Below are 23,796 nucleotides of genomic sequence, written 5' to 3'. Positions count from 1 at the left end.
GCTACAACATCGTTTCAGTTCTAGTCGCTGGTCTGCACGGTCCCGGGACGGCAGCGTGGACGCCGTGACCGTTCGTGACCGCCTGCTCGCCGTCGTCGTCGCCGTGTTGTGGGGCGCCAACTTCATCGCCATCCACGTCGGGCTCGAGCACTTCCAGCCGCTGTTCCTGGCCGGGCTGCGGATGCTCGTGCTCGCGGTCCCGACGGTGCTGCTCGTGCCGCGGCCGCGGGTGCCGCTGCGCTGGCTCGTCGGCTACGGGCTCGGGTTCGGCACGGTGCAGTTCCTCTTCCTGTTCCTGGGGATGTACGCCGGGATGCCGACCGGGCTCGCGTCGCTGGTGCTGCAGGCGTCGGGGCCGTTCACGCTCGTGCTGGGCGCGCTGCTGCTGCGCGAGAGGGTGACGCCACGGCAGTGGGCGGGGATCGGCGTCGCCGTCGTCGGGCTGGGGTGCATCGCCCTCGCCCGCGCCCAGTCCGCGGCGCTGCTGCCGGTCGTGCTGACCCTGCTCGGCGCGCTCGGCTGGGCGGCCGGGAACCTGTGCAGCCGCCTGGCCCAGCGCGACGGCGAGGCGGTCAACCCGCTGCACCTGACGCTGTGGATGACCGTCGTGCCGCCGGTGCCGATGCTGGCCGCCTCCGCCGTGGTGGAGGGTCCGGGCGCCTGGGGCGACGTCGTCGCGATGGTGACCCCCGATGGCGTCGCCGGGCTGGTCGCGCTCGTGTACCTGTCGCTGGTCGCGACGGTGCTCGCCGCGGGGATCTGGACCGGGCTGATGCGCCGCTACCCGGCGGGGCTCGTCGCGCCGCACTCGCTGCTCGTGCCGGTGGTCGGGATGAGCCTGGCGATGGTGCTGCTCGGGGAGCGGCCGTCGGTGACCGAGCTGGTGGCCGGGGCGGTGGTGGTCGGCGGGGTGCTGGTGGCGTCCGCGCCGGCCCGGCGTCGGGTAGAGGTGACGGTATGAGGCTGCGCTACACGACCCTCGTGGTCGACGACTACGACGCCGCGATCACCTTCTTCGTCGACGTGCTCGGCTTCGAGCTGGTCGAGGACTCGCCCGCGACGACCTCGACGACCGGGGCGGCGAAGCGCTGGGTCGTCGTGCGTCCGCCCGGCGCCGACACCGGCCTGCTCCTGGCCCGCGCCGACGGCGACCGGCAGCGGGCCGCCGTCGGTGACCAGTTCGCCGGGCGGGTGGGGCACTTCCTGGAGGTCGACGACGCCGCCGCGGAGTACGAGCGGCTCGTGGCACTCGGGGTGGAGTTCGAGGGACCGCCGCGGGTGGCGGCCTACGGCACGGTCGCGGTGTTCCGCGACGTCGCCGGGAACCGGTGGGACCTGCTGTCCGGGCCGTGAGTCAGGCGCGCCGGCGCCGCCGGCGGTTGCGGCGACGGCGGCTCGGGACGAGGAACGCCGCCGCGGTCCCGACCAGGGCGACGACCCCGAACGCGACGAGGGCGGTCACGAACGCGCCCGTCGACACCGTGGTCGCCGGGGGCTCGGGCGGTGCCGCGGGTACGGCCGCGACCTCGTGGGTGGCGGTGCAGATGTTGTCCTCGTACGGGCTCGCCGGGTTCAACGGGTGGAACTCGTAGCGGGTCCCGGTGGCGTACGACCGGTCGACCGTGGTCGCGGTGTTCGGCTGTGGGTTCGAGGAGCCGACGACCTGGACGTCGCGGCCGTCGTCGGTGCGGACCTGCGCGACGCGGCCGTCGGCGGAGGTCGAGGCGACGGTGCCGGTGAACGCGTGCTCGGAGCGGAGGGGGCCGGGGACGCACGACATGCGGGCCGACGGTCTCGCGGTCTCCCCGGCCGCATCCGTCGCGCCGGCCGGGCTCGTCGGGGCGAGGAGCGCCAGGGCGACGAGCAACGGGACGGCGAGACGGGGCACGGGGTCATCCTCGCGCGTGCGGGGGTCGCGCGCCTCCGCCGTCCAGCCGAGTGGCCGGGTCCGGGACGCCGTCTTCGGAGCGGAGCTCGAGTCGTGGTGGGACGGCCCGGCCGTCGAGGCACGACCGCCGTGCTCCGGCGGGCGCGTCGGTCGGGGGCTCGGGGAGTGGCCGCGGGGGCGCGAGGCCCAGGCGTGATGAGGCCGAGGAGATGGCGGCGCGAGCTGGTGCGCGGGGATCGTCCGCTGCCGGGCTGCGGCGGACGGCCGGATGCGAGCGCCGAACGACCTGGAGACGCCCAGCCAGGAGACCTATAATCGAACGTATGATCGATCAGGTGGACGTGCTGGACGTGGTGAGCCACACCGATCCCGCCGACGACCCGGCCTGGCTCGAACACCGGCGCCGCCGCGAGGCGGTGGAGGAGGCGACCCGGTGCCCGCACGGTCTCGCGATCGACCTGTGCGGCGAGATGTGCGGTCCCGAGCCCCCGTCCGACCGCTCCGGCGGGATCGACGACGTCGCCTGGGAGGCGCTGCGGTGCCTGGTCGCCGGAGTCCCGACCGACCGGCTCACCGACCTGCAGGTGCTCGACGTCCTGGAGGGCGCCGAGCACTGGGTGCGGCGCTCGACCGCTCTGCGGATGCGGTCGGTCGCGCAGATCGCGGAGCGCCACCCGGCCGGGAGCGGCGCCGCGCCGCCGGGCGCGGACCCGCGTGCGGTTCAGCCCGTCTCGCGGTGGTTGCCGGACCAGGTGGCGATCGTGCTGCGGGTCCCGCGCGACCACGCACGGTCGCTGATCGGGCAGGCGCAGCGGTTCGCCCAGGTGCTGCCGGAGACCCTGGCCGCGTGGGAGTCGGGGGCGATCGACCAGGGCGCCGCCGAGGCGATCTCGTCGTCGACCCTCGTCCTGGACGACGAGCGCGCCCGCCGGGTGCAGGCCGCGGTCCTCCCGGGCGCTCCGGAGGCGCACCGCCGGTTGCTGCGGGACCGGCTGCGCCGCCACATCGCCCGGGTCGACCCGGACGGTGCCCGCGAGCGCCATGAACGGGCCCGGTCGGAACGGCGGATGTCGATCTCCCCGGGTGACGACGGCATGGGCTCGCTGTGGCTGGGTGGCACCGCCGCGCAGGTGGAGGCGTCGTGGCAGTGCGTCGACCGGCTGGCGCGCTCCCTGGACGACCCGTGCGACGACCGCACCCTGGACCAGAAGCGCGTCGACCTCGCCCACCAGCTGCTGCAGGGCACGCTGACGCTCACCGACGTCGGCACGGTGCGGGACGGGCTCGGCGCGGACGGGAAGGGCGCCGACGAGGACGGCCTGCTCGCAGCGGTCGCGCGGGTGCTCGCCGCGAAGCCGGACCCGGAGGAGGCGGTGGGGCGCCGTCCGCTGATCCAGGTCGTCGTCCCGCTCAGCACGCTGATGGGTGGTGCGGCACCGGCCGAGCTGGTCGGGCACGGCCCGATCCCCGCCGACCTCGCCCGGGCCCTCGCCGCCGGCGGTGTGTGGCAGCGGCTGGTGACCGACCCGCTGTCGGGCACGGTGCTCGACGTCGGACGCACCCGCTACCGCCCGCCGGTCGCGATGGCCGACCACGTCCGGGCGCGGGACTGCATCTGTCGCGGCCCCGCGTGCAGCCGCCGGGTCCGCGACCTCGACCACCACCGCCCCTGGGCGGCCGGGGACGGGCCGACCAGCGCGGAGAACCTGTTCTGGCTGTGCCGGGCCGACCACGCGCTGAAGGACGCGCCGGGCTGGCAGGTGCTCGCCGGGGCCGACGGCAGCCTGACCTGGGTGGCACCGTGCGGCCGCCGGGCGACGACGCGGCAGTTCGACCACCGGGTCTTCACCGATCCGCTGCCGGACGCGGCCGACCACGACGCCGACGCTGTCGTAGCGCCCTTCTGAGCGCTGCTCAGGCCGCCGGGGCGGCGAGCTGCCAGGACACGCCGAAGCGGTCCTCGACCCAGGCGAAGGGACCGAAGCCGTAGTCGTCGAGCGGCATGAACTCCCGCCCACCGGTCGCGAGGGCCGCCAGCAGCCGCTTCTGCTCGTCGCCGGACTCGCAGTCCACCCACAGCGAGACGGCGGGGGAGAAGTCCCACTGGTGCACCGGCGGGCTGTCGCTGCACCGCAGGCGCTGCCCGGCGACGACGAACTCGGCCAGCGCCACCGCGGTCGGGTCGTCGGGGCGGTGGGTGACCGAGACGATCTCGCCGTCGTCGAACAGGGAGGTCCAGAACTCCATCGCCTCGCTCGCGCTCGGGCCACGCGGCGGCTGGAAGGTCAGGAACGGCAGGGCACGGGCGGGCATCGGTCCTCCGGCGGGACGGGGCGGGTGGGCGTGTCCGAAACCGGGCGACACGGACACCTGCCGATGGATAGGCTCGAACCATGGCACGAGGCATCTGGTCGCAGAAGGTCCGCTCCGCCCGCTGACGGCGGCGCCCCTCCCTTCGTCCTCGCGACGTCGCACGCGCGTCCGCCGTCCCGGTCCCCGCTGGGCGGCGCATCCCGTGCTGCCCGGCTCCGATCTCGGATGCCGCGGAGCTCTCTCGTGCACACCACCCCCGAACCGTCCTCACCCCTGCCCGCCCTCGACGCCGGCGCGGCCGCCCACGTGCGTGCCGAGGACGTCGTCGTCACCCGCGGGTCGCACCGCGTCCTCACCGGCGTGACGCTGACCGTCTCCGCCCGCTCGCGGCTCGCCGTCGTCGGCGAGAACGGGCGCGGCAAGTCCACGCTCCTGCACGTCCTCGCGGGCCTGCTCGTCCCGGACGCCGGGGTCGTGCACCGCGCCGGCACCGTCGCCCTGGCGCGCCAGGAGGTGCCCGCCCGCGACGGCGAGACCGTCGGCACCCTGACCGCGGAGTCCCTCGCCGCCCCGCGGACGGCGCTGCGCGAGCTCGACGCGGCGACCGCGGCGCTCACCGACGGCGCGCCCGGCGCCGACGACCGGTTCGCCGCCGCCCTGGACACCGCGACCCGGCTCGACGCCTGGGACGCCGAACGCCGCGTCGACGTCGCCCTCGGCGCGCTCGGCGCCTGCACCGACCGCACCCGGCCACTGGAGACGTTGTCGGTGGGGCAGCGCCACCGCGTGCGGCTGGCGTGCCTGCTCGGTGCCCGCCACGACGTCCTGCTCCTCGACGAGCCCACCAACCACCTCGACGCCGCCGGGCTCGACTTCCTGACCCGCACCCTGCGCGCGCACCCGGGCGGGCTCGCCGTGGTCAGCCACGACCGGGCCCTGCTGCGCGACGTCGCCGAGGAGTTCTGCGACCTCGACCCGAGCCGCGACGGCACGCCCCGGCTCACCGCGGGCGGCTACGACGGCTGGCGGACCGCGCGGGACCGGGCCCGCGCCGCCTGGGAGGCCGAGCACGCCGAACAGCAGGCCGAGCACCGTCGCCTCGCCGACGCCGTCGCCACCGCGCGGGACCGGCTCTCGACCGGCTGGCGCCCGGACAAGGGGACCGGCAAGCACGCCCGCCAGTCCCGGGCCCCGGGGGTGGTGCAGGCACTGCACCGGCGCCGCGCCGAGCTCGATGCGCACCGGGTCGACGTACCGGTGCCGCCGTCGTCGCCGCGGTGGCCCGACCTCGACGTGCGCCCCGGCGCGCCCCAGCTGCGTGCGCACGGGGTCGGCGTGCGGGGCCGGCTCGCCGGTCCGGTCGACCTGGTCCTCGACGCGGGCGACCGGCTGCTCGTGACCGGGCCGAACGGGGCCGGGAAGTCGACGCTGCTGGCCGTGCTGGCCGGGGTGCTCGCTCCGGACGCCGGGGCGGTGCGCACCGCGCGCGGCGCCCGGGTCGTCCGGCTGGGGCAGGAGACCGCGGTGCTCGACCCGCGGCGGCCCGCGCGTGCCGTGCTGGAGCACACCGGTGGTGGCGCCCACGGCCTGCTCGACGCGGCGGCGCTGCGGACCCCGGTGGGCCGGCTGTCGGAGGGCCAGCGACGCCGGCTCGACCTGGCCCGCGCGCTGGCGGAGCGCCCGACGACGCTGCTGCTCGACGAGCCGACCAACCACCTGTCCGCGCGGCTCGTGGACGAGCTCACCGGGATGGTCCGGGACACCCCGGCGGCCGTCGTCGTCGCCACCCACGACCGGCAGCTGCTGCGCGACCTGGCCGACTGGCCGCGGCTGGAGCTCGGCCCGGCCGGGTGATCAGGGCCGGAGCCCGGCCTCGACGGCGTCGAGGGTGCGGCGCAGCCCGGAGTCGAACAGCGGCTCGCCGCCGCCGGGCCCGCGCACGACGGCGCCGCCGAGCAGCCGGGACAGCACCGGCAGCCCCTCCGCCCGGCCGGAGCGGCGGACGTCGTCGAGGGTGGGCAGGCGGTCCCCGGCCAGGGCCGCCGCGCCCCGGACGTAGCCGTGCAGCAGGTGCAGCACCTCGACGGCCGCGTGCAGCGGGTGCCCCGCCCCGACGACGTGTGCCAGCAGCGCCTCCGACCACGCGCACTCGGCGGGCCCGGTGGCGCGGGGACCGGCGAGCAGCCCGACGGTCCACGGGTGCTCGTCGAGCACGTCGCGCAGGGCGGTCGCCCAGATCTCGCAGCCCAGCCGCAGCCCGCAGTCCGACAGGTCCGGCGGCTCGCCCAGCGCGACGTCCAGGACGAGGTCGACCAGCGCGTCCTTGCCGGGCACGTGCCGGTACAGCGACATCGGCGCCGAGCCCAGCTCGCGGGCCAGTCGCGGCATCGACACCGCGGCCAGCCCGTCGGCGTCGGCGAGGTGCAGCGCCGTGGCGACGATCGACCCGCGGTCCAGCGTCCGGCGCACCGGGGCCGGGGGAGCGGCCCAGCGGGGGTCGTCGGCGGCGGTCACGGCGTCGATCATGCCACGCACCTCGTAGACAGCCCTACGCACGCTGCGTAAGCCCTACGCGTACCGCGCCGGGAGGAGCGGCGGTCTGCGGTTCGTAGGGTGTCCCGATGGAGTTGTGGGAGGTCGGGGTCATCGCGCTGGCCGGGCTCTGGGCGGGGTTGATCAACACCGTCGTCGGGTCCGGGACGCTGGTGACCTTCCCGGTACTCGTGGCGCTGGGCTTCCCCCCGGTGACGGCGACGACGTCGAACGCCATCGGCCTGATCACCGGCTCGATCACCGGCGCCGTCGGCTACCGCAAGGAGTGGGCCGGGCACGGCCGCCGCCTCGCGAAGTACGGCGTCGCGTCGTTCCTGGGGGCCGTGGTCGGTGCGGCGCTGCTGCTGTCGCTGCCGCCGGACGCGTTCGAGACGATCGTGCCGGTCCTGGTCGGCACCTCGGTGCTGCTGGTCGCCGTGCAGCCCCTGCTGGCCCGCCGGCTGCGCGACCGCCCGCGTCCGGACCGGACCGGCTCGCCGGTGCTCTACGTGCTGGTGTTCCTGGTGGGCGTCTACGGCGGCTACTTCACCGCCGCCCAGGGGATCATGCTGGTCGGGGTGATGGGGCTGCTCGTCGCGGACCCGCTCCAGCGGCTCAACGCCTTCAAGAACACCCTCGCCTCGGTCGTGAACATCGTCGCCGGGGCGATCTACGCCGTCGTCGCACCGGTCGACTGGACGGTCGTCGGGATCATCGCGGTCAGCTCGATCGTCGGCGGGCTGCTCGGGGCGAAGGTCGGCCGCAGGCTGCCGCCCGCGGTGCTGCGGACCGTGATCGTCGTGATCGGGGTCGCGGCGATCGTGTTCCTGCTGGTGGAGTGAGCGCCCGGAACTGTCGGGGGTGTCTGCTCTCCTGGGGTCGTGGACGACGACCGCGCCGCCGAGCTGGCCGTGGCCCTCGCCGCGCTGGCCGGTCGTGAGATCGGTCCGGCCGAGGCGCGGGCCGTGGTCGCGCACGCCCACGACCTGACCCCGGCCCGGGCGAACACGGTCTGGACCCGGCACCGGGCGGCGCCGCGGACCGTGTCGCTGCGCGACTACCTGGCGATGACGATCCGGTTCGCCGCGCAGGACCCCGCCGCGGGTGGGCCCGGCGGCCCGGAGCCGCACGCCTCACCGGATCCACACGGCCGACACGGTGGGATGGGACCGTGAGCACGACTGCCTCGACCGGTCCGGACCCGATCACCCCCGCCCGCGACGCCGAGCGGCTCGAGCGTGCGGTGCTCGAGGTGAAGCGGGTGATCGTCGGCCAGGACCGCCTCGTCGAGCGGATGCTGGTGGGGCTCCTCGCGAAGGGGCACCTGCTGCTGGAGGGCGTCCCCGGCGTCGCGAAGACCCTCGCCGTGGAGACCTTCGCGACGGTCGTGGGCGGCAGCTTCTCCCGCCTGCAGTTCACCCCCGACCTGGTGCCCGCCGACATCCTCGGCACCCGCATCTACCGGCAGGGCCGCGAGGAGTTCGACGTCGAGCTCGGTCCGGTCGTCGCGAACTTCGTGCTCGCCGACGAGATCAACCGCGCCCCGGCCAAGGTGCAGTCGGCGATGCTCGAGGTGATGGCCGAGCGCAAGCTCTCCCTCGCCGGTCGCGACCACCCGATGCCCGACCCGTTCCTCGTGCTCGCCACCCAGAACCCGATCGAGAACGAGGGCGTCTACCCGCTGCCCGAGGCGCAGCGCGACCGCTTCCTGTTCAAGCTGATCATCGAGTACCCGGGCGTCGAGGAGGAACGGGAGATCATCTACCGGATGGGGTCCACCCCGCCGGTGCCCTCCCAGATCCTCACCCCCGAGGAGCTGGTCCGGCTGCAGCGCACCGCGGCGGACGTGTTCGTGCACCACGCCCTGGTCGACTACGTCGTGCGGCTGGTCGTCGCGACCCGGCTGCCGTCCGAGCACGGCCTGTCCGACGTCGCGTCCTGGATCGCCTACGGCGCCTCGCCGCGCGCGTCGCTGGGCATCGTGTCCGCCGCCCGCGCGCTGGCCCTGGTCCGCGGCCGGGACTACGTGCTCCCGCAGGACGTGCTCGAGGTCGCCCCGGACGTGCTGCGCCACCGCCTGGTGCTGTCCTACGACGCGATCGCCGACCAGGTGCCGGTCGACCACATCGTCACCCGGGTCCTGCAGACCGTGCCGTTGCCGCAGGTCAGCGCCCGTCCCGGGGGAGGTCCCGAGGGAGCGTCGACGGCGTGGCCGCCCGCACCGGGTGCCGGCCAGGGCCCGGCGTGACGGCGGGGTCCGCCGACCTCGTCCGGCTCGAGGCATCCCTGCGGACCCTGGAGCTCACCGTCCGGCGCCGGCTGGACGGGCTGCTCCAGGGCAACCACATCGGCCTGCTGCCCGGGCCCGGCACCGAGCCCGGTGACGCGCGGCCCTACCAGCCCGGCGACGACGTCCGCCGGATGGACTGGTCGGTCACCGCCCGCACCACCGCGCCGCACGTGCGCGAGACCGTCGCCGACCGCGAGCTGGAGACCTGGGCGGTGGTGGACCTGTCGCGCAGCATCGACTACGGCACCGCCCGCACCGACAAGCGGCACCTGGCGCTGGCCGGGCTCACCGCGGTCGCCCAGCTGACGACCGGCGGCGGGAACCGTCTCGGCGCCGTCGTCGCGAACGGGGAGTCGACGCTGCGGCTGCCCGCCCGCGGCGGACTGGCGCACGCCCGCGGCCTGGTCCGCCGGGTCGCGACGATGCCGCCGGCGCCCGAGGGCACCCGCGGCGACCTGTCCGGTGCGCTCGACGAGCTGCGCCGCCCGCCGCGCCGGCGCGGGCTGGTCGTCGTGGTGTCGGACTTCCTCGGCGAGCCCACCTGGGAGCGGTCGCTGCGGGCGCTCTCGGCCCGCCACGAGCTGCTCGCGATCGAGGTCGTCGACCCGCGGGAGCTGGAGCTGCCCGACGTCGGGACCGTCGTGCTCGCCGACCCCGAGACCGGGCGCCAGCGCGAGGTCGACACCACGCCGCTGCTGCGCCGCGAGTTCGCCGCCGCCGCCTCCGAGCACCGCGACCGGGTGGCCACCGCGCTGCGCCGCTGCGGGGCCGGGCACCTGACCCTGCGCACCGACACCGACTGGGTGGCCGACATCGTGCGGTTCGCCGTCGCCCGCAAGCACGCCGCCGCTCCGCGGAGGCTCGCGTGACGTTCACCGCCCCCTGGTGGCTGCTCGGGCTGCTCGTCGTCGCCGCGCTCGCGGTGGCCTACGTGTGGCTGCTGCGGCGGCGCCGTCGCGACGTCGTGCGGTTCACCAACCTGGAGCTGCTGGAGTCGGTCGCCCCCAAGCGGCCGGGCCGGTGGCGGCACCTCCCGGCGATCGCGCTGATCGCGGCGCTGGCGGTGCTCACCGTGGCGCTCGCCGGGCCGCAGGCGATGGCGAAGGTGCCGCGCAACCGGGCCACGGTGATGCTGGTGATCGACGTGTCGCTGTCGATGAAGGCCACCGACGTCGCCCCGACCCGGCTGGCCGCCGCGCAGGCCGCGGCCAAGCAGTTCGCCGACCAGCTGACCCCGGGCGTCAACCTGGGGCTGGTGTCCTTCGCCGGGACGGCGGCGGTGCTCGTCTCGCCCACGACCGACCGCAGCGCGGTCAAGAACGGCGTCGACAACCTGCAGCTCGCCGAGTCCACCGCGACCGGCGAGGCGATCTTCACGGCGATGCAGTCGATCGACACCTTCTCGCGCTCGCTGCAGGGCGGCCCGGACGCGGCGGGTGTGCCGCCACCGGCGCGGATCGTGCTGCTCTCCGACGGCACCCAGACCGTGCCGGGGCCGGACGGGGAGACGGAACCGCGCGGCTCGTTCACCGCGGCCGCCGAGGCGAAGAACCGCGGCATCCCGGTGTCCACGATCTCCTTCGGCACCAGCTACGGCACGATCGAGCTCGACGGCGGGCGCACCCCCGTCGCCGTCGACGACGCCTCGATGGAGCGCATCGCGCAGCTGTCGGGCGGCCGGTTCTTCACCGCCGCCACCGAGTCCGAGCTGCGCGCGGTCTACTCCGACCTGTCCGAGGAGCTCGGCTACGAGGAACGCGAGGTCGACGCGAGCAGGCCCTGGATGATCGGCGGGTTCGTGCTCCTGATCGGCGGGCTCGGCGCGGGCATCCTGCTCGGCAGGCGACTGCCGTGAGGGTGATCTCCGCTCGCGGGTACCGGCCGGTAGTGCGTTAGGTTCACCCCCCGTGGGACGTAGCGTGCTCGTGACCGGAGGAAACCGCGGCATCGGCCTGGCGATCGCACAGGCGTTCGCGGCCGAGGGCGACCAGGTGGCGGTGACGTACCGCTCCGGGAAGGACGACATCCCCGACGGGCTGTTGCCGGTGCACTGCGACGTCACCGACGCCGAGTCCGTCGACGCAGCGTTCACCGAGGTCGAGGCCGCGCACGGCCCGGTCGAGGTGCTGGTGTCCAACGCCGGCATCACCGACGACGGCCTGCTCATGCGGATGGCCGAGGAGTCCTTCACCAAGGTCGTCGACGCCAACCTCACCGCGGCCTACCGGGTCGCGAAGCGGGCCTCGCGCGGGATGCTGAAGGCCAAGAAGGGCCGGATGATCTTCGTCTCGTCGGTCGTGGGCCTCTCCGGCTCGGCCGGGCAGGTCAACTACGCCGCCTCGAAGTCCGGGCTCGTCGGCCTGGCCCGCTCGGTCGCCCGCGAGCTGGGCAGCCGCGGCATCACCGCGAACGTCGTCGCCCCCGGGTTCGTCGACACCGACATGACCCGCGCGCTGCCCGAGAAGCGGCGCGAGGAGATCCTCGGGACCATCCCGCTCTCCCGCTACGCCGACACCGGCGAGATCGCCTCGGTCGTCGCCTTCCTCGCCTCGCCGGGCGCCGGCTACGTCACCGGGGCGGTCGTCCCGGTCGACGGCGGCCTGGGCATGGGTCACTGAGCGACGTCCGCGGAGCGGACATCGACACCGTGGCCACCGGCCCGGCCACGCAGAACTCTCGAAAGGACGTCATGGGACTGCTCGACGGCAAGCGGCTGCTGATCACCGGTGTGATCACCGACGCCTCGCTGGCCTTCCACTCCGCCAAGATCGCCCAGGAGCAGGGCGCGGAGGTCGTGCTCACCGGTTTCGGCCGGATGCGGCTGGTCGAGCGGATCGCGATGCGGCTGCCGAAGCCCGCACCGGTCGTCGAGCTGGACGTCTCGGACGAGGAGCAGCTGGACTCGCTCGTCGAGCGGATCACCCCGCACCTGGGTGACGAGCCCCGCCTCGACGGCGTGCTGCACTCGATCGGGTTCGCCCCGGCCGGTGCGCTCGGCGAGGGCGCGTTCCTCAACGCGCAGTGGGAGGACGTCGCCACCACGATCCAGGTGTCGGCGTACTCGCTGAAGTCCCTGGCGATGGCGTGCAAGCCGCTGCTCGGCCCGGGCAGCTCGATCGTCGGCATGGACTTCGACAACCGGCAGGCGTGGCCCGCCTACGACTGGATGGGCGTCGCGAAGTCCGCGCTGGAGTCGGTCACCCGCTACCTGGCCCGCGACCTGGGCCGCGACGGCATCCGGGTCAACCTGGTCGCCGCCGGCCCGGTGAAGACGATGGCCGCCAAGTCGATCCCGGGCTTCTCCGCGTTCGAGGACGTGTGGGACAAGCGCGCCCCGCTCGGCTGGGACATGAACGACCCGGTGCCGGTCGCCAAGACCGTGTGCGCCGCGCTGTCGGACTGGATGCCGACCACCACCGGTTCGATGATCATGGCCGACGGCGGGGTGCACGCCGTCGGCGTGTGAGGCCGAGGAGCGCGCGCACCGGGTGGCGTCGATAATCGGGACCGTGCCCGAACAGCCCTGCTCCGACCCCGATGCCATCCTGGTGCTCAGCTTCGGCGGCCCCGAGGCCCCCGACGAGGTCCGCCCGTTCCTGGAGAACGTGACCCGGGGGCGCGGGGTCCCGCCGGAGCGCCTCGACGCCGTCGAGGAGCACTACCAGCACTTCGGCGGGGTCTCGCCGATCAACGCCCGCAACCGCGAGCTGATCGCGGCGATCGCCGCGCGCACCGAGCTGCCGGTGTACTTCGGCAACCGCAACTGGCGGCCCTTCGCCGAGGACACCGTGCGCGAGATGACCGAGGCCGGCGTCGAGCGGGCGCTGGTCTTCGCGACCAGCGCCTACGGCGGCTACTCCGCCTGCCGCCAGTACCACGAGGACATCTCCCGGGCCCGGGACGCGGTCGGTGACGCGGCCCCCGAGCTGGTCAAGCTGCGCCACTTCTACGACCACCCGGACTTCGTGCGCGCCAACGCCGACGCCGTGCGGACCGCGTGGGTGCAGCTGCCCGAGGACCGTCGCGAGGCGGCGCGGCTGGTGTTCACCGCGCACTCCATCCCGACCTCGGCCGACGCGGCCGCCGGGACCCCGGCCGACGGCGGGCACCGCTACTCCCGCCAGGTCGCCGAGGCCGCGGCGCTGGTCGCCGCCGAGGTGGGCGTCGACGAGTTCGACGTCGTCTGGCAGTCCCGCTCCGGTCCGCCGCAGGTGCCGTGGCTGGAGCCCGACATCGTCGACCACATCGACGACCTGCACGCCAAGGGCGTGCCCGCGGTCGTCGTCGCGCCGGTCGGGTTCGTGTCCGACCACGTCGAGGTCGTGTGGGACCTCGACAACGAGGCGGCCGAGCGCGCCGCCGAGCACGACATGGGCTTCGCCCGCGCCGCCACCGCCGGACCCGACCCACGCTTCGCCGACATGGTGGTCGAGCTCGTGCGGGAGCACTCCGACGGCGTACCCGCCCGGCGGCTGGGCACCGGCCCGTCCGCCGGGTGCACCCGCAACGGGGCGCCCTGCGCGGTCGACTGCTGCGTGCCGCAGCGGCGGCCCGCCCGGCCGAGCTGATCAGCGGCGCCGCACCCGGGCCAGATGGGCGGGGACCTCGACCCTGGTCCCGGCCGGCTCGCCGTAGGACCCGGCCAGGCCGGCGGTCACGACCCCCCGGTAGGACGCCGGTCCGACGGTCTCCACCGTCCAGTCCGGCCCGGTGAACGCGGCCCGGATGTCGGCCGCGTCGATCACCGGGCCCAACTCGGCGGCGGCGCCGGTCCGGGCCAGGGCGAGCACGTGCACCACACCGCCGGGACGCACCACCCCGGCCAGCGCGCGGGCGTAGCGGGCCTGGTCACCGGGGTCGAACAGGTGGAACAGGGCACTGTCCACCACCGTGTCGAACGGGCCGAGGCCGTCCGCGGCGAGCACGTCGGCGACGACGAACCGGGCGTCCACCCCCGCGGCCGCGGCCCACTCCCGGGCCCGCCGGACCGCGGTCGGGGCGGCGTCGGCGCCGAGCACGTCGTACCCCAGCCCGGCGAGCAGGATCGTGTGCTCGCCGGTGCCGCAACCGGGGTCGAGGACGGTGCCGGTGACCGCTCCCGAGCCGACGAGTGCGACGACCGCCGGCTGCGGCTCGTCGATCACCCAGGGCGGGTCGCCGTCGCGGTAGGCCTGGTCGAACCGGGAGACGGGCGGGGTCAGCTCCATCGGATGCTCCTCTCGGGGACGTCCCGGGAGCATCCGACCTCCACCTCGGTCGAGGTCAAGGTCCCGGCCGATATCGACGATCCGGTAACCGTTTGTCCGTATTCTTGTGGTTCGTGTCCACATGGGGTGAAGTTCCGCCCCATGACCTCCGTACCGACCACGGCACCGCCGCAACCCGGCGTGCTCGAGAGCATCGAGCTGTCCATCAACTCGGTGTTCGACCCGATCTCGACCGGGCTGTCGAACATCGTCTTCTACGAGGTGACCGTCCTCGGAGCGGACTTCCCGCTGATCGTGGGCTGGCTGATCCTGGCCGGGGTGCTGTTCACCCTCTACTTCGGGTTCGTCCAGTTCCGCAGCATCGGGCTCGCCCTGCGGATCGTCCGTGGCCGCTACACCCGGCGCGACGAGCCGGGGGAGATCACCCACTTCCAGGCCCTGGCCTCCGCGTTGTCGGGCACCGTCGGTCTGGGCAACATCGCCGGCGTCGGTGTGGCGGTCACGATCGGTGGTCCCGGCGCGACGTTCTGGATGATCGTCGCCGGGCTGCTCAGCATGGCCACCAAGTTCGTCGAGTGCACCCTCGGCGTGAAGTACCGCGAAGTGCACCCCGACGGCACCGTGTCCGGCGGTCCGATGCACTACCTGCGGATCGGTGTCGCCGAGCGCATCCCCAACGCGTTCGGCCGCGGCCTGGGCAAGGTCCTGGCCGCCGGTGCGGCGGTGATGATCCTCTTCTTCGGCGTCGCCGGCGGGAACATGTTCCAGGCCAACCAGACCTTCGCCCAGCTCCGCAACGTCACCGGGGGCGAGACCGGTCTGCTCGGCAGCGGCGGCGCCGCGTTCGTCTTCGGTCTGCTGCTGGCCGCGCTCGTCGGGGCGGTCGTGTTCGGGGGCATCAAGTCCGTCGGTGCGGTCACGGGTCGTCTCGTCCCGGCGATGGCGATCGTCTACGTGACCGCCTGCCTCGTCGTGATCGCCGTGAACATCGCGCAGGTCCCGACGGCGTTCGGGCTCATCCTCTCGGGAGCGTTCTCCGCCGAGGGCGTGGTGGGCGGTGCGCTCGGCGCCATGATCGTCGGTTTCCAGCGGGCGGCCTTCTCGAACGAGGCGGGCCTGGGCTCCTCGCCGATCGCGCACTCGGCGGTGCGGACGAGGAACCCGGCCACCGAGGGGTACGTGGCCCTGATCGAGCCGTTCGTCGACACCGTGGTCATCTGCACGATGACCGCGCTGACCATCGTGATCGCCGGTACGCCCTTCTGGCAGCAGGCCCAGGCGACCGCCTTCGCCAGCGGCGGCTCCGACGTGGCCGACGGCGTGCTCATCACCTCCGACGCGTTCGCCACGGTGCTGCCGTGGTTCCCCTACGTGCTCGCGGTCGCGGTGTTCCTGTTCGCCGTCTCCACGATCATCACGTGGGGCTACTACGGGCAGAAGGCCTGGACCTACCTGTTCGGCAAGAACGTGGTGTCCGAGCGCGTCTACCAGACGGTCTTCTGCTTCTTCGTGGTCGTCGGCTCGGTGCTGACCCTGGGCAGCGTGCTCGACTTCGCCGACGCGGTGCTCTTCCTGCTCGCCTTCTTCAACATCCTGGGCCTCTACGTGCTGGCCCCGGTGGTCAAGAAGGAGGTCCGGGCGTTCCGCGCGAAGCTCGCCTCCGGCGAGGTCACCGAGGTGGAACCGTCCGAGCGGGCGATGCTCTGACCCGTCGCGTGGGCCCGGTCAGATCCGGGCCCACGCCCGGGCGAGCAGCTCGTAGGACCGCAGACGGTCGTCGAGGGTCGGGGCGACGGTCTCGACGACGAGCTCGTCGGCCTCCGCGGCCTCGACGATCGCGGCGAGCCGGCTCGCCACCGCGTCCGCCCGGCCGACGACGCGGGTCCGCAGGCGGTCGTCCAGCGCGACCTGCTCGTCCGGGTCCAGCGGGGGGAGGCCGGCCCGCTCGTCGGCGGTGGGGTAGTGGTGCGCGCCGGCGTCGAGGGCGAGCCCGCGCAGCCAGACGTCGTAGCCGGAGCCCAGTGCGGCGGCCTCGTCCTCGGTGTCCGCGGCCAGCGCCGACACCGCGATCGCGACGTGCGGGCGGTCCCTGTAGGGGCCCGGTACGAACCGCTCGCGGTACAGGTCGACCGCCTCGAGCACGGTGGTCGGCCGGGAGAAGTAGGCGACGCCCATCGGCAGCCCGTTGCGCGCGGCGTACTCGGCGCTCTCGCCCGCGCCCGCTGCATGCACCCATACCTGCGGGGTCACGGCGTCGAGCAGGTCGACCGGCGTGCCCTGCAGTCCCGGCTCCTTGCCTGCGAGCAGGCGCAGGAGCTGGTCGCAGCGCCCGCTGAAGGTGCCCAGGCCGCGTTCGAGCAGCCGGGCCTCGACGTGCGGGCGGTCGTGGTCGAACCCGACGGTGCGCGGCGTGCGGGCGGCGACCGACCGGCCCAGCCCGAGGTCGGTGCGGCCACCGGACAGGGCGGACAGCAGCGTCGCGTCCTCGGCCAGGCGCAGCGGTGGGTGGTAGGCGACCAGGGTGGCGGCGACGCCCAGCCGGATGCGCTCGGTCCGGGCCGCGAGGTGCGAGAGCAGCACCATCGGGCTGGTCGACCCGAGCGCCGGGTTGAGGTGGTGCTCGCCGACCCAGTAGCGCAGCATGCCGAGCGCCTCGGCCTGGCGTGCGAGCACGATCGCGTCGGAGACGACGTCGGTGGCGGTTCCGCCGGGCCGGACCGGGTTCAGGTCCAGGCACGACAGCGGGATCGTGGACAGGGTGCACTCCTGCGACAGGCGGGGTGCACGGAGTCGGCACCGGGGCTCGTCCGAATCTAGAGCCGCCGCGGGCAGGGGGTCAACGCGCCGGGAGCCGGAGCGCCGGGACTCACGTTGTCAAGGAATCATTGACGCCTACGCGCGGTCAACCGAGCGGCGACACCCACCGGCCGCGGAGCCGGGGGAGGGGAGGCCGGCTCGCGCGGTCGGGCCGGGACGGCCGTCACCGGGCGCGGGGTGCCGGTGGGGTCCCGCCGGTGCGGATCATCGGACGGTTCCGCGGTCCGGTCGGGCCGGTGCGACGACGGGGCGCCGGCCGCGCCTCGGCTCCCGGGCCCGGTCCGATGTCGACGGCGCACGTCGGTGGTGTCGGGACACGGTCGCGTGCCGCCGGGGGTCGACGGGTTCCCGCGCCGATCGGGTCCAGGCCGGGAGGTCCGGGGCGACCGCACCGGCAGGAGCTGCACCGGCCGACGAGCGGCCCGCCGGTGCGATCGACGGCGCCGGCCACCCCGGCTCGTCGACGCGTCGTGGTCCTTCGTTGTCAATGAAGCATTGACGCCGGCAAATCGTCGACGAAACGACGACGACCGAACTGCCTGGACCCTGAGGGGCCGGCGCCGGCCGGGGAGGTCCGGTGACGCCGGCCGGGGGACCGGTGTGCGGGGCGGTGCCCGCCCCGGGTCAGCGGGGTCGCTCGGCGGCCCGGTCCAGCGCGTCGACGACGGCGTCGGTGAACGCCCCGGCGCCGCCGTGCCCGGCGTCGTCGATGATCCGCAGCTCGCTGCCCGGCCAGCGCCGGTGCAGGTGCCAGGCGATGTCCGGGGGTCCGCTGACGTCGTACCTGCCGTGGACCAGGGTCCCGGGGACCCCGGCGAGCCGGGTCATGCCGCGGAGCAGGGCGCCGTCGGGGAGGAACGCGGCGTGCCGCCAGTAGTGCGTGACCAGCCGGGCGAAGACGAGCCGGAACGCCGGGTCCTCGTAGCGTCGGCTCGGCCGGTGGCCCGGTGCGAGGGAGACGTGGGTGTCCTCCCAGCGGCACCACTCGCGGGCGGCGTCCTCGCGGACGGCCGGGTCGGGGTCGGCGAGCAGGGTCGCGTAGGCGTCGACGAGACGGGTGCCGCGCAGGTGGGCGGGCACGGCGTCGGCGAAGCGGTCCCACGCGGCGGGGAAGATCCGGCGCATGTCCTCGGTGACCCAGCGGATCTCCCGCTCGGTCGTCGTCACGACCGCGGCGAGGACGAGCGCGTCGACGCGCTCCGGGTGGGCCTGGGCGTAGGCGAGGGCGAGAGTGCTGCCCCAGGAGCCGCCCTGCACGACCCAGGAGGGGACGGCCAGCAGCTCGCGGAGCCGCTCGATGTCGTCGAGGAGCAGCTGTGTGGTCTGGGTGCGCCCCAGGTCGACGGCGGGGTCGGAGGCGAGCGGCCTGCTGCGGCCGCAGCCGCGCTGGTCGAGCAGCACGATCCGGTACCGCTCGGGGTCGAAGTACCGGCGGGCCCCGGCCGAGGCGCCCGATCCGGGTCCGCCGTGCAGGTGCAGGGCGGGTCGCCCGTCGGGGTTGCCGCAGGTCTCCCAGTACAGGGCCTGGCCGTCGTCGGTGGTGAGGGTGCCGGCGTCGTAGGGCTCGATCGGCGGGTGGAGGGGCACGGCTACAAACCTGCCAGCAGGGCGGCGGAGTTGTCCTCCCAGGCGTTGTCGATGCGGATGTAGGCGCCCACGGTGGCCAGGGAGCGGTGCCGGGTCTGGTGGGCGATGGCCCGGTCGGAGGCGCCGCGCTGGTGGGCGTAGGTGACGTGGCCCGCGCGCAGGGAGTGCGCCGACCAGGGGCCGGGGCCGATGTCGGCACGGGCGACCGCGCGCTGGACGATCTCGTTGACCGACTCTGGGTGCAGCGGCCGGTCGGTGACCCGGTTGCCGCGGGTGACCTTGCGCAGCACCGGGCCCTCGGTGATCCCGGCGGCGTCGAGCCAGGTCTGCAGCGCGGTGACCGGGCAGCGCGCGGCCCGGTGCGCGTGCGGGAGGACGACGAGCTCGGGCTCGGTGCCGTAGGGGTTGGTCTTGGACCGGGGGATCGACAGGACGCGGCCGCGCGGGTGGTCGGCGACGTCGGCGACGGTGAGCGCGGCCAGCTCGGAGCGGCGCAGCGCGGAGAAGAACCCGACCAGCAGCAGGGCCCGGTCGCGCAGGCCGGCGAGGTCGTCCTCGCCCGCGCGGGTCGCGTAGCTGCGGGTGGTGGGGCAGGCGTCGACGACGTCGTCGAGGTCGGGGGGCATCAGCGGCCGGGCCTGGACCGGCGGGGCGCCGTGGGTGCGGCGGATCCCCTCCCAGACGGCGGTGACGCGACGGGCGTCGGTGGGGTCGGGCAGGTCGCGCATGACGTGCACGAACCGGATCGAGGACAGCCGGCGGCTGATGGTCCCGACCTTCGCCCCGGCCCCGGCGAGCTCGGTGATGTAGCCGGACAGCGCCTCGGGGGCGGCGGGCAGCGCCGCGTGCCCGTGCCGGTCGCACCAGCCGCTGAACTCCCGCCAGTCCGAGGCGTAGCCGCGACGGGTGTTGGCCGACCGGGCGGCCGCGACGTAGGCGGCCTCCTGTTCGGTCAGCGGGAGGTCCACCTGCGGCGCGAGCAGCTCGGCGCCGGGGACGCCGGTGGGGGCGGGGTCGGTCACGGGGTCATCCTGCCGGTCCCGGCGCCCGCGCCACGATCACCACTCCCGGGCCGGTCCGCTCGTCGGGGTGCAGGAGGAGCTCGGCCTCGGGGTGCAGCCCGGCCCGTCCGAGGAGGTCGCGCAGCTGCTCGGGCCGCCACAGGTGGGTGGTCCAGCGGACGGGCACGCCGCCGTAGCACTCGGTGCGTTCGAGCTCGCCGTCGCCGACGTGGGTCGCCAGGATCAGCCGCCCACCGGGGGCGAGGGCACGGGTGAAGGAGGCCAGGACGTGCGGCAGGACGTCGCGGGGCAGGTGGAACAGCGACCACCAGCCCAGGATCCCGGCGAGCGAGCCGTCGGGGACCGCGAGCTCGGTGGCCGAGCCGACCGAGAACCGGCAGTGCGGGTACAGCCGCCGGGCGTGGGCGACCATGGCGGGGGAGAGGTCCACCCCGGACGCGTCGACGCCGCGCTCCACGAGGTGGGCGGTGACCTGCCCCGGCCCGCAGCCGACGTCGAGGACCGGCCCGCGGCCCGCGACGGCGTCGGCGAAGGTGTCTATGGCGGCCCGGAGCCAGGGGTGGGTGCGGACGTCACCGAGGCCGGTGGTGACGACCATGTCGACGTAGTTGTCGGCGACGCGGTCGTAGGAGTCGCGGACGGCGTCGAGGTCGGCGGGGCGCGGGACCGGGGGCACGGTCAGTGCACGACCGCGGCGACGACGAGCAGTGCCGCGGCGAACGCCGCCGTCACCGCCCAGCCCTGCCAGGTCTGCGGGCGCAGTCCCCACCCGACCCGCTTCGGCCCGAACCACGGTGTCCTGTCCATCGCTGCTCCTCCCGCCCGGTTCCCGGCCAGGCTAGCGCCGGTCAGGCCCCGCGCCGCCGTCGCCGGGCGCGCGCGGTGTGGCGGAGCTCGTGCTGGTGGTGCACGGCGCGCCGGACGATGTCGACGACCTCGTCGTCGTCGACGAGGTAGATCTGCCGCCTGCCCTCGCGCCGGGCACGGACCCAGCCGGCCAGCTTGAGCTTGCCCAGGTGGTGGCTGACCGTCGCGACCGAGTGCCCCAGTTCCTCGGCGAGGGTCCCGACGTCGCGTTCGCCGGAGGCCAGCAGCCACATGATGTGCAGGCGGACGGTGGCCGAGAGCATGCCGAAGGCGGCGGCGGTCTCGTGCAGCAGCTCCTCGGGCAGTGGGTCCGCCGGGCCCGGCGGGGGAGGGTCGGCGGGCAACCGGGCTCCTTCCGTGCGGTGTCGTCGCACGTGACGACGGTCAAACATTCTCACAACCGTTTGATCGTTGCAGCTCGGTACGGTCTAGTGGTCGTGCAGCCGGTGCGCGGGACGCAGCGGGTCCGGAACGTCCACAGGGGAGGTGAGCCGGGTGTCCGACGAGGGGAACAGTACGTACGACCACGTGGGTCCCCGGCCCTACCGGGAGACACCGGGCTGAGCCCGGCGGTCCACGTGGTGTCCGAGGCCTCGACCACGCCTCCGCCGACGGGACCGCCCCACACCGTGGTGCCCGCGCGCCGGCCCTGACGGCCGGCGCCCCCCCGTGCGCGCGCCCGCTCCACCGCCGTCCGGCGGCCGGTGCCCGCTGCGCGGCGGAGGAGGTGGTCCCGGGCCGTCCACCTCCGCACGAACGAGAGCGAGTACGACGATGACGACCGTCGAGATGCTGCTGCGTCTGGGAGCCGGTGTCGGCCTGGGCACGGTGATCGGGTTCGAACGGCAGTACCGGGCACGGATGGCCGGGCTGCGCACCAACGCACTGGTCGCCGTGGGCGCCACGCTGTTCGTGCTGCTGTCGGCGCACGGGTTCGGCGGACTGTCCGACGCCGGCAGCGCCGACCCCACCCGGGTGGCGGCCCAGATCGTGTCCGGGATCGGGTTCCTCGGCGCCGGGGTGATCCTGCGCGACGGCCTGACCGTGCGCGGCCTCAACACCGCGGCGACCCTGTGGTGCTCGGCCGCGGTCGGTGCACTGTCCGGGGCCGGGCTCTACCAGGTCGCCGCCGCGGGAACCGCCGTCGTGGTGGTGGTCAACCTGGCGCTGCGCCCGCTCGGGAGGGCGATCGACCGCCGTCCCGAGGCCGGTGACGAGACCCCGACCGTCTACAGCTTCCACGCGGTGACCCGCGACGACGCCGAGGCCCACGTGCGGGCCCTGCTCGTCCAGGCGCTGGGGCGCACCGACTTCCGGCTCGCGTCGGTGCGGTCGAGCAACACCCCGACCGAGGGCTATGTCGAGGTCCGCGCCGACCTGTCCGCCGACCACCGCGACGACACCCAGATGGAGTCCGCGGTCAGCCGGCTCTCGCTCGAACCCTCGGTGACCAGCGTGCGCTGGGACGTGCGGACCCCGGCCCGCGACACCGGCGCGGCGAGCTGAGCCCCGCGAGGCAGAGAGGACATCGTCGTGGTGCTGCGTGTGTTCCCCTCCCGCGAGGCCCTGTCCCGGCCGCGGCAGGGTGCCGTCGACATCGCCGTACTGGTGGGTGCGGCCGCGCTCCTGTGGGCGCTGGTGCGGCTCTCGCACGGGCTGGACGTGCCGTTCGACGAGGCCACCGTCCCGTCGCGGATCTCGACCGACCCGGCCGAGCTCCCCTACTACGCCGCGCGCTCGCTGCTGCGGATGTTCGTCGCACTGGCGCTGTCGGTCCTGTTCACCTTCGTCTACGCGACCGCGGCCGCCCGGCTGCGGCGGGCGGAGAAGGTGCTGCTGCCGGTGCTGGACATCCTGCAGTCGGTGCCGATCCTCGGGTTCCTGTCGGTGACCGTCACCGGGTTCCTGGCGTTGTTCCCGGGGTCCGAGCTCGGGCTGGAGTGCGCGTCGATCTTCGCGATCTTCACCTCCCAGGCCTGGAACATGACCTTCGCCTTCCACCGGTCGCTGGTCTCCCAGCCCCGGGAGCTGGACGAGGCGGCCCGGCTGCTGCGGCTGTCGAAGTGGCAGCGCTTCTGGCGGGTGGACGTGCCCAGCGGGATGATCCCGCTCGTCTGGAACGGCATGATGAGCTTCGGCGGCGGCTGGTTCTTCCTGGTCGCCTCGGAGGCCCTCACCGTCGGCGGGCGCTCCTACGCCCTGCCCGGCATCGGCGCCTACGTCGCCACCGCGACCGAGGACGCCGATCTCGGCCGGGTGCTGCTGGCCATCGGGGTGATGGTCGTGATGGTCGTCGGGGTCAACGTGCTGTTCTGGCGTCCGCTGACCGCCTGGGCCGAGCGGTTCCGGGTCGAGGACTCCGGTGGCGCCGACGCCCCGCGCAGCGTGGTGCTCGACCTGCTGCGCCGCTCGCGGGTCCCGCGGGCACTCGGCGTCGTCGCGGGCCGGCTGGTCGGGCCCACGGACCGGGTCATGGCCGTGTTCGGCCGTGCCGAGCACCCGCTGCGCGGGTCGGTGGCGCGCCGCCGGGCCGGGGACGTCGTCCTGACCGCCGCGGTGGTGGCGCTGCTGGCCTACGGGCTGGTCCGGACGGCCGGCTACATCGCGGCGACGACCGGCTTCGGCGAGGTCGGGCACGCCCTGCTGCTGGGGCTGGTCACCTTCGGCCGGGTGGTCGTGCTGGTGGTCGTCGCGACCGTGGTGTGGGTGCCGGTCGGGGTGTGGATCGGGATGACCCCCGGGTGTCCCGGCTCGCCCAGCCGGTGGTGCAGATCCTGGCCTCGTTCCCGGCGAACTTCCTGTTCCCGCTGGTCACCGGCGTGCTCGTGGCCACGGGGATCAGCCTGGACTGGGGCGGGATCCTGCTGATGAGCCTGGGCGCGCAGTGGTACATCCTGTTCAACGTCATCGCCGGGGCCTCGGCGGTCCCGCACGACCTGCGCGAGGCCGCGACGAACCTGCGCCTCCCGCGGGCGCTGTGGTGGCGCCGGCTCGCCCTGCCCGCGGTCTTCCCGAGCTACGACACCGGCGGGATCACCGCCGCGGGCGGAGCCTGGAACGCCTCGATCGTCGCCGAGATCGTGTCCTACGGCCCCGTCACCCTCACCGCCACCGGGCTCGGTGCCTACATCGCGCAGGCCACCGCGGCCGGTGACGGGCCCCGGATCCTGATCGGCGTGCTCGTCATGAGCGTCTACGTCGTCGGGCTCAACCGCCTGTTCTGGCGTCCCCTGCAGACGCTGGCCGAGCGCCGCTTCGCCCTGTGACCGTCCC

The 23,796-nt window shown here is 74.7% G+C and carries 26 protein-coding genes; 16 read left to right on the top strand and 10 right to left on the bottom strand.

All coding sequences use genetic code 11. The annotated features are described in order from the left end of the window. Positions 1-64: 64 nt before the first annotated feature. Both DMP17_RS33185 and DMP17_RS33180 read left to right on the top strand, forming a co-directional pair. Entirely contained in the window at positions 65-961 is an 897-nt protein-coding gene (locus DMP17_RS33185) for an EamA family transporter (RefSeq protein WP_337831605.1), read from the top strand. Continuing rightward, positions 958-1,353, top strand: a complete 396-nt coding sequence (locus tag DMP17_RS33180; RefSeq protein WP_226357264.1) for a VOC family protein — start codon at positions 958-960, stop codon at positions 1,351-1,353. Before DMP17_RS33185 ends, DMP17_RS33180 begins: the two co-directional genes overlap by 4 nt. 1 nt (position 1,354) lies before the next feature. Here DMP17_RS33180 and DMP17_RS33175 read toward each other — a convergent pair whose 3' ends face one another. Further along, positions 1,355-1,888: a hypothetical protein gene (locus tag DMP17_RS33175; protein ID WP_337831604.1), complete on the bottom strand. Its 534-nt coding sequence runs from the start codon at positions 1,886-1,888 to the stop codon at positions 1,355-1,357. A gap of 323 nt (positions 1,889-2,211) precedes the next feature. On the opposite strand from DMP17_RS33175, the gene DMP17_RS33170 reads away from it, so the two are divergent. Then, positions 2,212-3,795, top strand: coding sequence for an HNH endonuclease signature motif containing protein (locus tag DMP17_RS33170; RefSeq protein ID WP_337831603.1), 1,584 nt, complete (start codon positions 2,212-2,214; stop codon positions 3,793-3,795). Positions 3,796-3,802: 7 nt separating this feature from the next. Here the strand turns inward: DMP17_RS33170 and DMP17_RS33165 are convergent, their stop codons facing one another. Next, positions 3,803-4,201 carry a VOC family protein gene (locus tag DMP17_RS33165; RefSeq protein ID WP_226357261.1) on the bottom strand — a complete coding sequence of 133 codons (399 nt, stop codon included), beginning with the start codon at positions 4,199-4,201 and terminating at the stop codon, positions 3,803-3,805. A gap of 243 nt (positions 4,202-4,444) precedes the next feature. Between DMP17_RS33165 and DMP17_RS33160 the strand changes: the two genes are divergently transcribed. Then, positions 4,445-6,055, top strand: coding sequence for an ABC-F family ATP-binding cassette domain-containing protein (locus DMP17_RS33160; RefSeq protein WP_337831602.1), 1,611 nt, complete (start codon positions 4,445-4,447; stop codon positions 6,053-6,055). Here the strand turns inward: DMP17_RS33160 and DMP17_RS33155 are convergent, their stop codons facing one another. Then, positions 6,056-6,727, bottom strand: a complete 672-nt coding sequence (locus DMP17_RS33155; RefSeq protein ID WP_337831601.1) for a TetR/AcrR family transcriptional regulator — start codon at positions 6,725-6,727, stop codon at positions 6,056-6,058. Between the two features lie 95 nt (positions 6,728-6,822). Here DMP17_RS33155 and DMP17_RS33150 point away from each other — a divergent pair, with 95 nt between their 5' ends. The 8 genes from DMP17_RS33150 to DMP17_RS33115 all read left to right on the top strand — a co-directional run bounded on the left by DMP17_RS33150 (position 6,823) and on the right by DMP17_RS33115 (position 13,591). Beyond that, complete coding sequence (locus DMP17_RS33150; RefSeq protein WP_208820818.1) at positions 6,823-7,575, top strand: sulfite exporter TauE/SafE family protein; 753 nt, start codon at positions 6,823-6,825, stop codon at positions 7,573-7,575. Between the two features lie 39 nt (positions 7,576-7,614). After that, complete coding sequence (locus DMP17_RS33145; RefSeq protein ID WP_226357258.1) at positions 7,615-7,908, top strand: hypothetical protein; 294 nt, start codon at positions 7,615-7,617, stop codon at positions 7,906-7,908. After that, positions 7,905-8,981 (top strand): AAA family ATPase, encoded by a 1,077-nt coding sequence (locus DMP17_RS33140; RefSeq protein ID WP_226357257.1) that lies wholly within the window; start codon positions 7,905-7,907, stop codon positions 8,979-8,981. The genes DMP17_RS33145 and DMP17_RS33140 overlap by 4 nt, the downstream gene beginning before the upstream one ends. Continuing rightward, positions 8,978-9,892 (top strand): DUF58 domain-containing protein, encoded by a 915-nt coding sequence (locus DMP17_RS33135; protein ID WP_226357256.1) that lies wholly within the window; start codon positions 8,978-8,980, stop codon positions 9,890-9,892. Before DMP17_RS33140 ends, DMP17_RS33135 begins: the two co-directional genes overlap by 4 nt. Continuing rightward, positions 9,889-10,878: a VWA domain-containing protein gene (locus tag DMP17_RS33130; RefSeq protein WP_226357255.1), complete on the top strand. Its 990-nt coding sequence runs from the start codon at positions 9,889-9,891 to the stop codon at positions 10,876-10,878. Before DMP17_RS33135 ends, DMP17_RS33130 begins: the two co-directional genes overlap by 4 nt. Before the next feature lie 52 nt (positions 10,879-10,930). Further along, positions 10,931-11,641: a 3-oxoacyl-ACP reductase FabG gene (gene fabG, locus DMP17_RS33125; RefSeq protein ID WP_208820828.1), complete on the top strand. Its 711-nt coding sequence runs from the start codon at positions 10,931-10,933 to the stop codon at positions 11,639-11,641. 71 nt (positions 11,642-11,712) lie between these two features. After that, positions 11,713-12,489, top strand: a complete 777-nt coding sequence (gene fabI / locus DMP17_RS33120; RefSeq protein WP_337831600.1) for an enoyl-ACP reductase FabI — start codon at positions 11,713-11,715, stop codon at positions 12,487-12,489. Between the two features lie 43 nt (positions 12,490-12,532). Continuing rightward, a complete protein-coding gene (locus tag DMP17_RS33115; protein ID WP_337831599.1) occupies positions 12,533-13,591 on the top strand; it encodes a ferrochelatase in 1,059 nt (352 codons plus the stop codon). On the opposite strand, the gene DMP17_RS33110 is transcribed toward DMP17_RS33115, so the two are convergent. After that, the gene (locus DMP17_RS33110; protein WP_337831598.1) at positions 13,592-14,230 is read right to left on the bottom strand and encodes a class I SAM-dependent methyltransferase; all 639 of its coding nucleotides are present in this window, start codon (positions 14,228-14,230) and stop codon (positions 13,592-13,594) included. 141 nt (positions 14,231-14,371) lie between these two features. Between DMP17_RS33110 and DMP17_RS33105 the strand changes: the two genes are divergently transcribed. Beyond that, a complete protein-coding gene (locus tag DMP17_RS33105; protein WP_337831597.1) occupies positions 14,372-15,937 on the top strand; it encodes an alanine/glycine:cation symporter family protein in 1,566 nt (521 codons plus the stop codon). 18 nt (positions 15,938-15,955) lie between these two features. Here DMP17_RS33105 and DMP17_RS33100 read toward each other — a convergent pair whose 3' ends face one another. From DMP17_RS33100 to DMP17_RS33075, 6 genes are all read right to left on the bottom strand, one after another. After that, complete coding sequence (locus tag DMP17_RS33100) at positions 15,956-16,963, bottom strand: MsnO8 family LLM class oxidoreductase (protein ID WP_337832771.1); 1,008 nt, start codon at positions 16,961-16,963, stop codon at positions 15,956-15,958. 708 nt (positions 16,964-17,671) lie between these two features. Next, complete coding sequence (gene pip / locus DMP17_RS33095) at positions 17,672-18,634, bottom strand: prolyl aminopeptidase (RefSeq protein ID WP_337831596.1); 963 nt, start codon at positions 18,632-18,634, stop codon at positions 17,672-17,674. Positions 18,635-18,636: 2 nt separating this feature from the next. Next, a complete protein-coding gene (locus DMP17_RS33090; protein ID WP_337831595.1) occupies positions 18,637-19,656 on the bottom strand; it encodes a site-specific integrase in 1,020 nt (339 codons plus the stop codon). A 4-nt stretch (positions 19,657-19,660) separates the two neighbouring features. Beyond that, positions 19,661-20,332, bottom strand: coding sequence for a class I SAM-dependent DNA methyltransferase (locus tag DMP17_RS33085; protein ID WP_337831594.1), 672 nt, complete (start codon positions 20,330-20,332; stop codon positions 19,661-19,663). A 2-nt stretch (positions 20,333-20,334) separates the two neighbouring features. Next, on the bottom strand, positions 20,335-20,463 hold the full coding sequence (locus DMP17_RS33080; RefSeq protein ID WP_337831593.1) for a hypothetical protein: 129 nt from the start codon (positions 20,461-20,463) through the stop codon (positions 20,335-20,337). Positions 20,464-20,504: 41 nt separating this feature from the next. Next, complete coding sequence (locus DMP17_RS33075; RefSeq protein ID WP_337831592.1) at positions 20,505-20,867, bottom strand: ArsR/SmtB family transcription factor; 363 nt, start codon at positions 20,865-20,867, stop codon at positions 20,505-20,507. Between the two features lie 430 nt (positions 20,868-21,297). Between DMP17_RS33075 and DMP17_RS33070 the strand changes: the two genes are divergently transcribed. The 3 genes from DMP17_RS33070 to DMP17_RS33060 are packed head-to-tail and all read left to right on the top strand — an operon-like array spanning position 21,298 to position 23,789. Then, positions 21,298-22,029, top strand: coding sequence for an MgtC/SapB family protein (locus DMP17_RS33070; RefSeq protein WP_226365072.1), 732 nt, complete (start codon positions 21,298-21,300; stop codon positions 22,027-22,029). A gap of 27 nt (positions 22,030-22,056) precedes the next feature. After that, a complete protein-coding gene (locus DMP17_RS33065) occupies positions 22,057-23,391 on the top strand; it encodes an ABC transporter permease subunit (RefSeq protein WP_337831591.1) in 1,335 nt (444 codons plus the stop codon). Next, positions 23,286-23,789, top strand: a complete 504-nt coding sequence (locus tag DMP17_RS33060) for an ABC transporter permease subunit (protein ID WP_337832770.1) — start codon at positions 23,286-23,288, stop codon at positions 23,787-23,789. Before DMP17_RS33065 ends, DMP17_RS33060 begins: the two co-directional genes overlap by 106 nt. Positions 23,790-23,796: the final 7 nt, after the last annotated feature.

Source organism: Pseudonocardia sp. TMWB2A (assembly GCF_017312135.1).
The sequence above is the reverse complement of the archived record's forward strand: the minus strand, read 5'-3'. Positions and strand labels throughout refer to the sequence as shown.

Bases quoted from the DNA above. Each gene is read 5' to 3' on its own strand.
- fabI (WP_337831600.1), top strand. From the start codon at position 11,713: ATGGGACTGCTCGACGGCAAGCGGCTGCTGATCACCGGTGTGATCACC.
- DMP17_RS33080 (WP_337831593.1), bottom strand. From the start codon at position 20,463: ATGGACAGGACACCGTGGTTCGGGCCGAAGCGGGTCGGGTGGGGACTG.
- DMP17_RS33150 (WP_208820818.1), top strand. From the start codon at position 6,823: ATGGAGTTGTGGGAGGTCGGGGTCATCGCGCTGGCCGGGCTCTGGGCG.
- DMP17_RS33105 (WP_337831597.1), top strand. From the start codon at position 14,372: ATGACCTCCGTACCGACCACGGCACCGCCGCAACCCGGCGTGCTCGAG.
- DMP17_RS33165 (WP_226357261.1), bottom strand. From the start codon at position 4,201: ATGCCCGCCCGTGCCCTGCCGTTCCTGACCTTCCAGCCGCCGCGTGGC.
- DMP17_RS33155 (WP_337831601.1), bottom strand. From the start codon at position 6,727: ATGATCGACGCCGTGACCGCCGCCGACGACCCCCGCTGGGCCGCTCCC.
- DMP17_RS33110 (WP_337831598.1), bottom strand. From the start codon at position 14,230: ATGGAGCTGACCCCGCCCGTCTCCCGGTTCGACCAGGCCTACCGCGAC.
- DMP17_RS33180 (WP_226357264.1), top strand. From the start codon at position 958: ATGAGGCTGCGCTACACGACCCTCGTGGTCGACGACTACGACGCCGCG.
- DMP17_RS33170 (WP_337831603.1), top strand. From the start codon at position 2,212: ATGATCGATCAGGTGGACGTGCTGGACGTGGTGAGCCACACCGATCCC.
- DMP17_RS33070 (WP_226365072.1), top strand. From the start codon at position 21,298: ATGACGACCGTCGAGATGCTGCTGCGTCTGGGAGCCGGTGTCGGCCTG.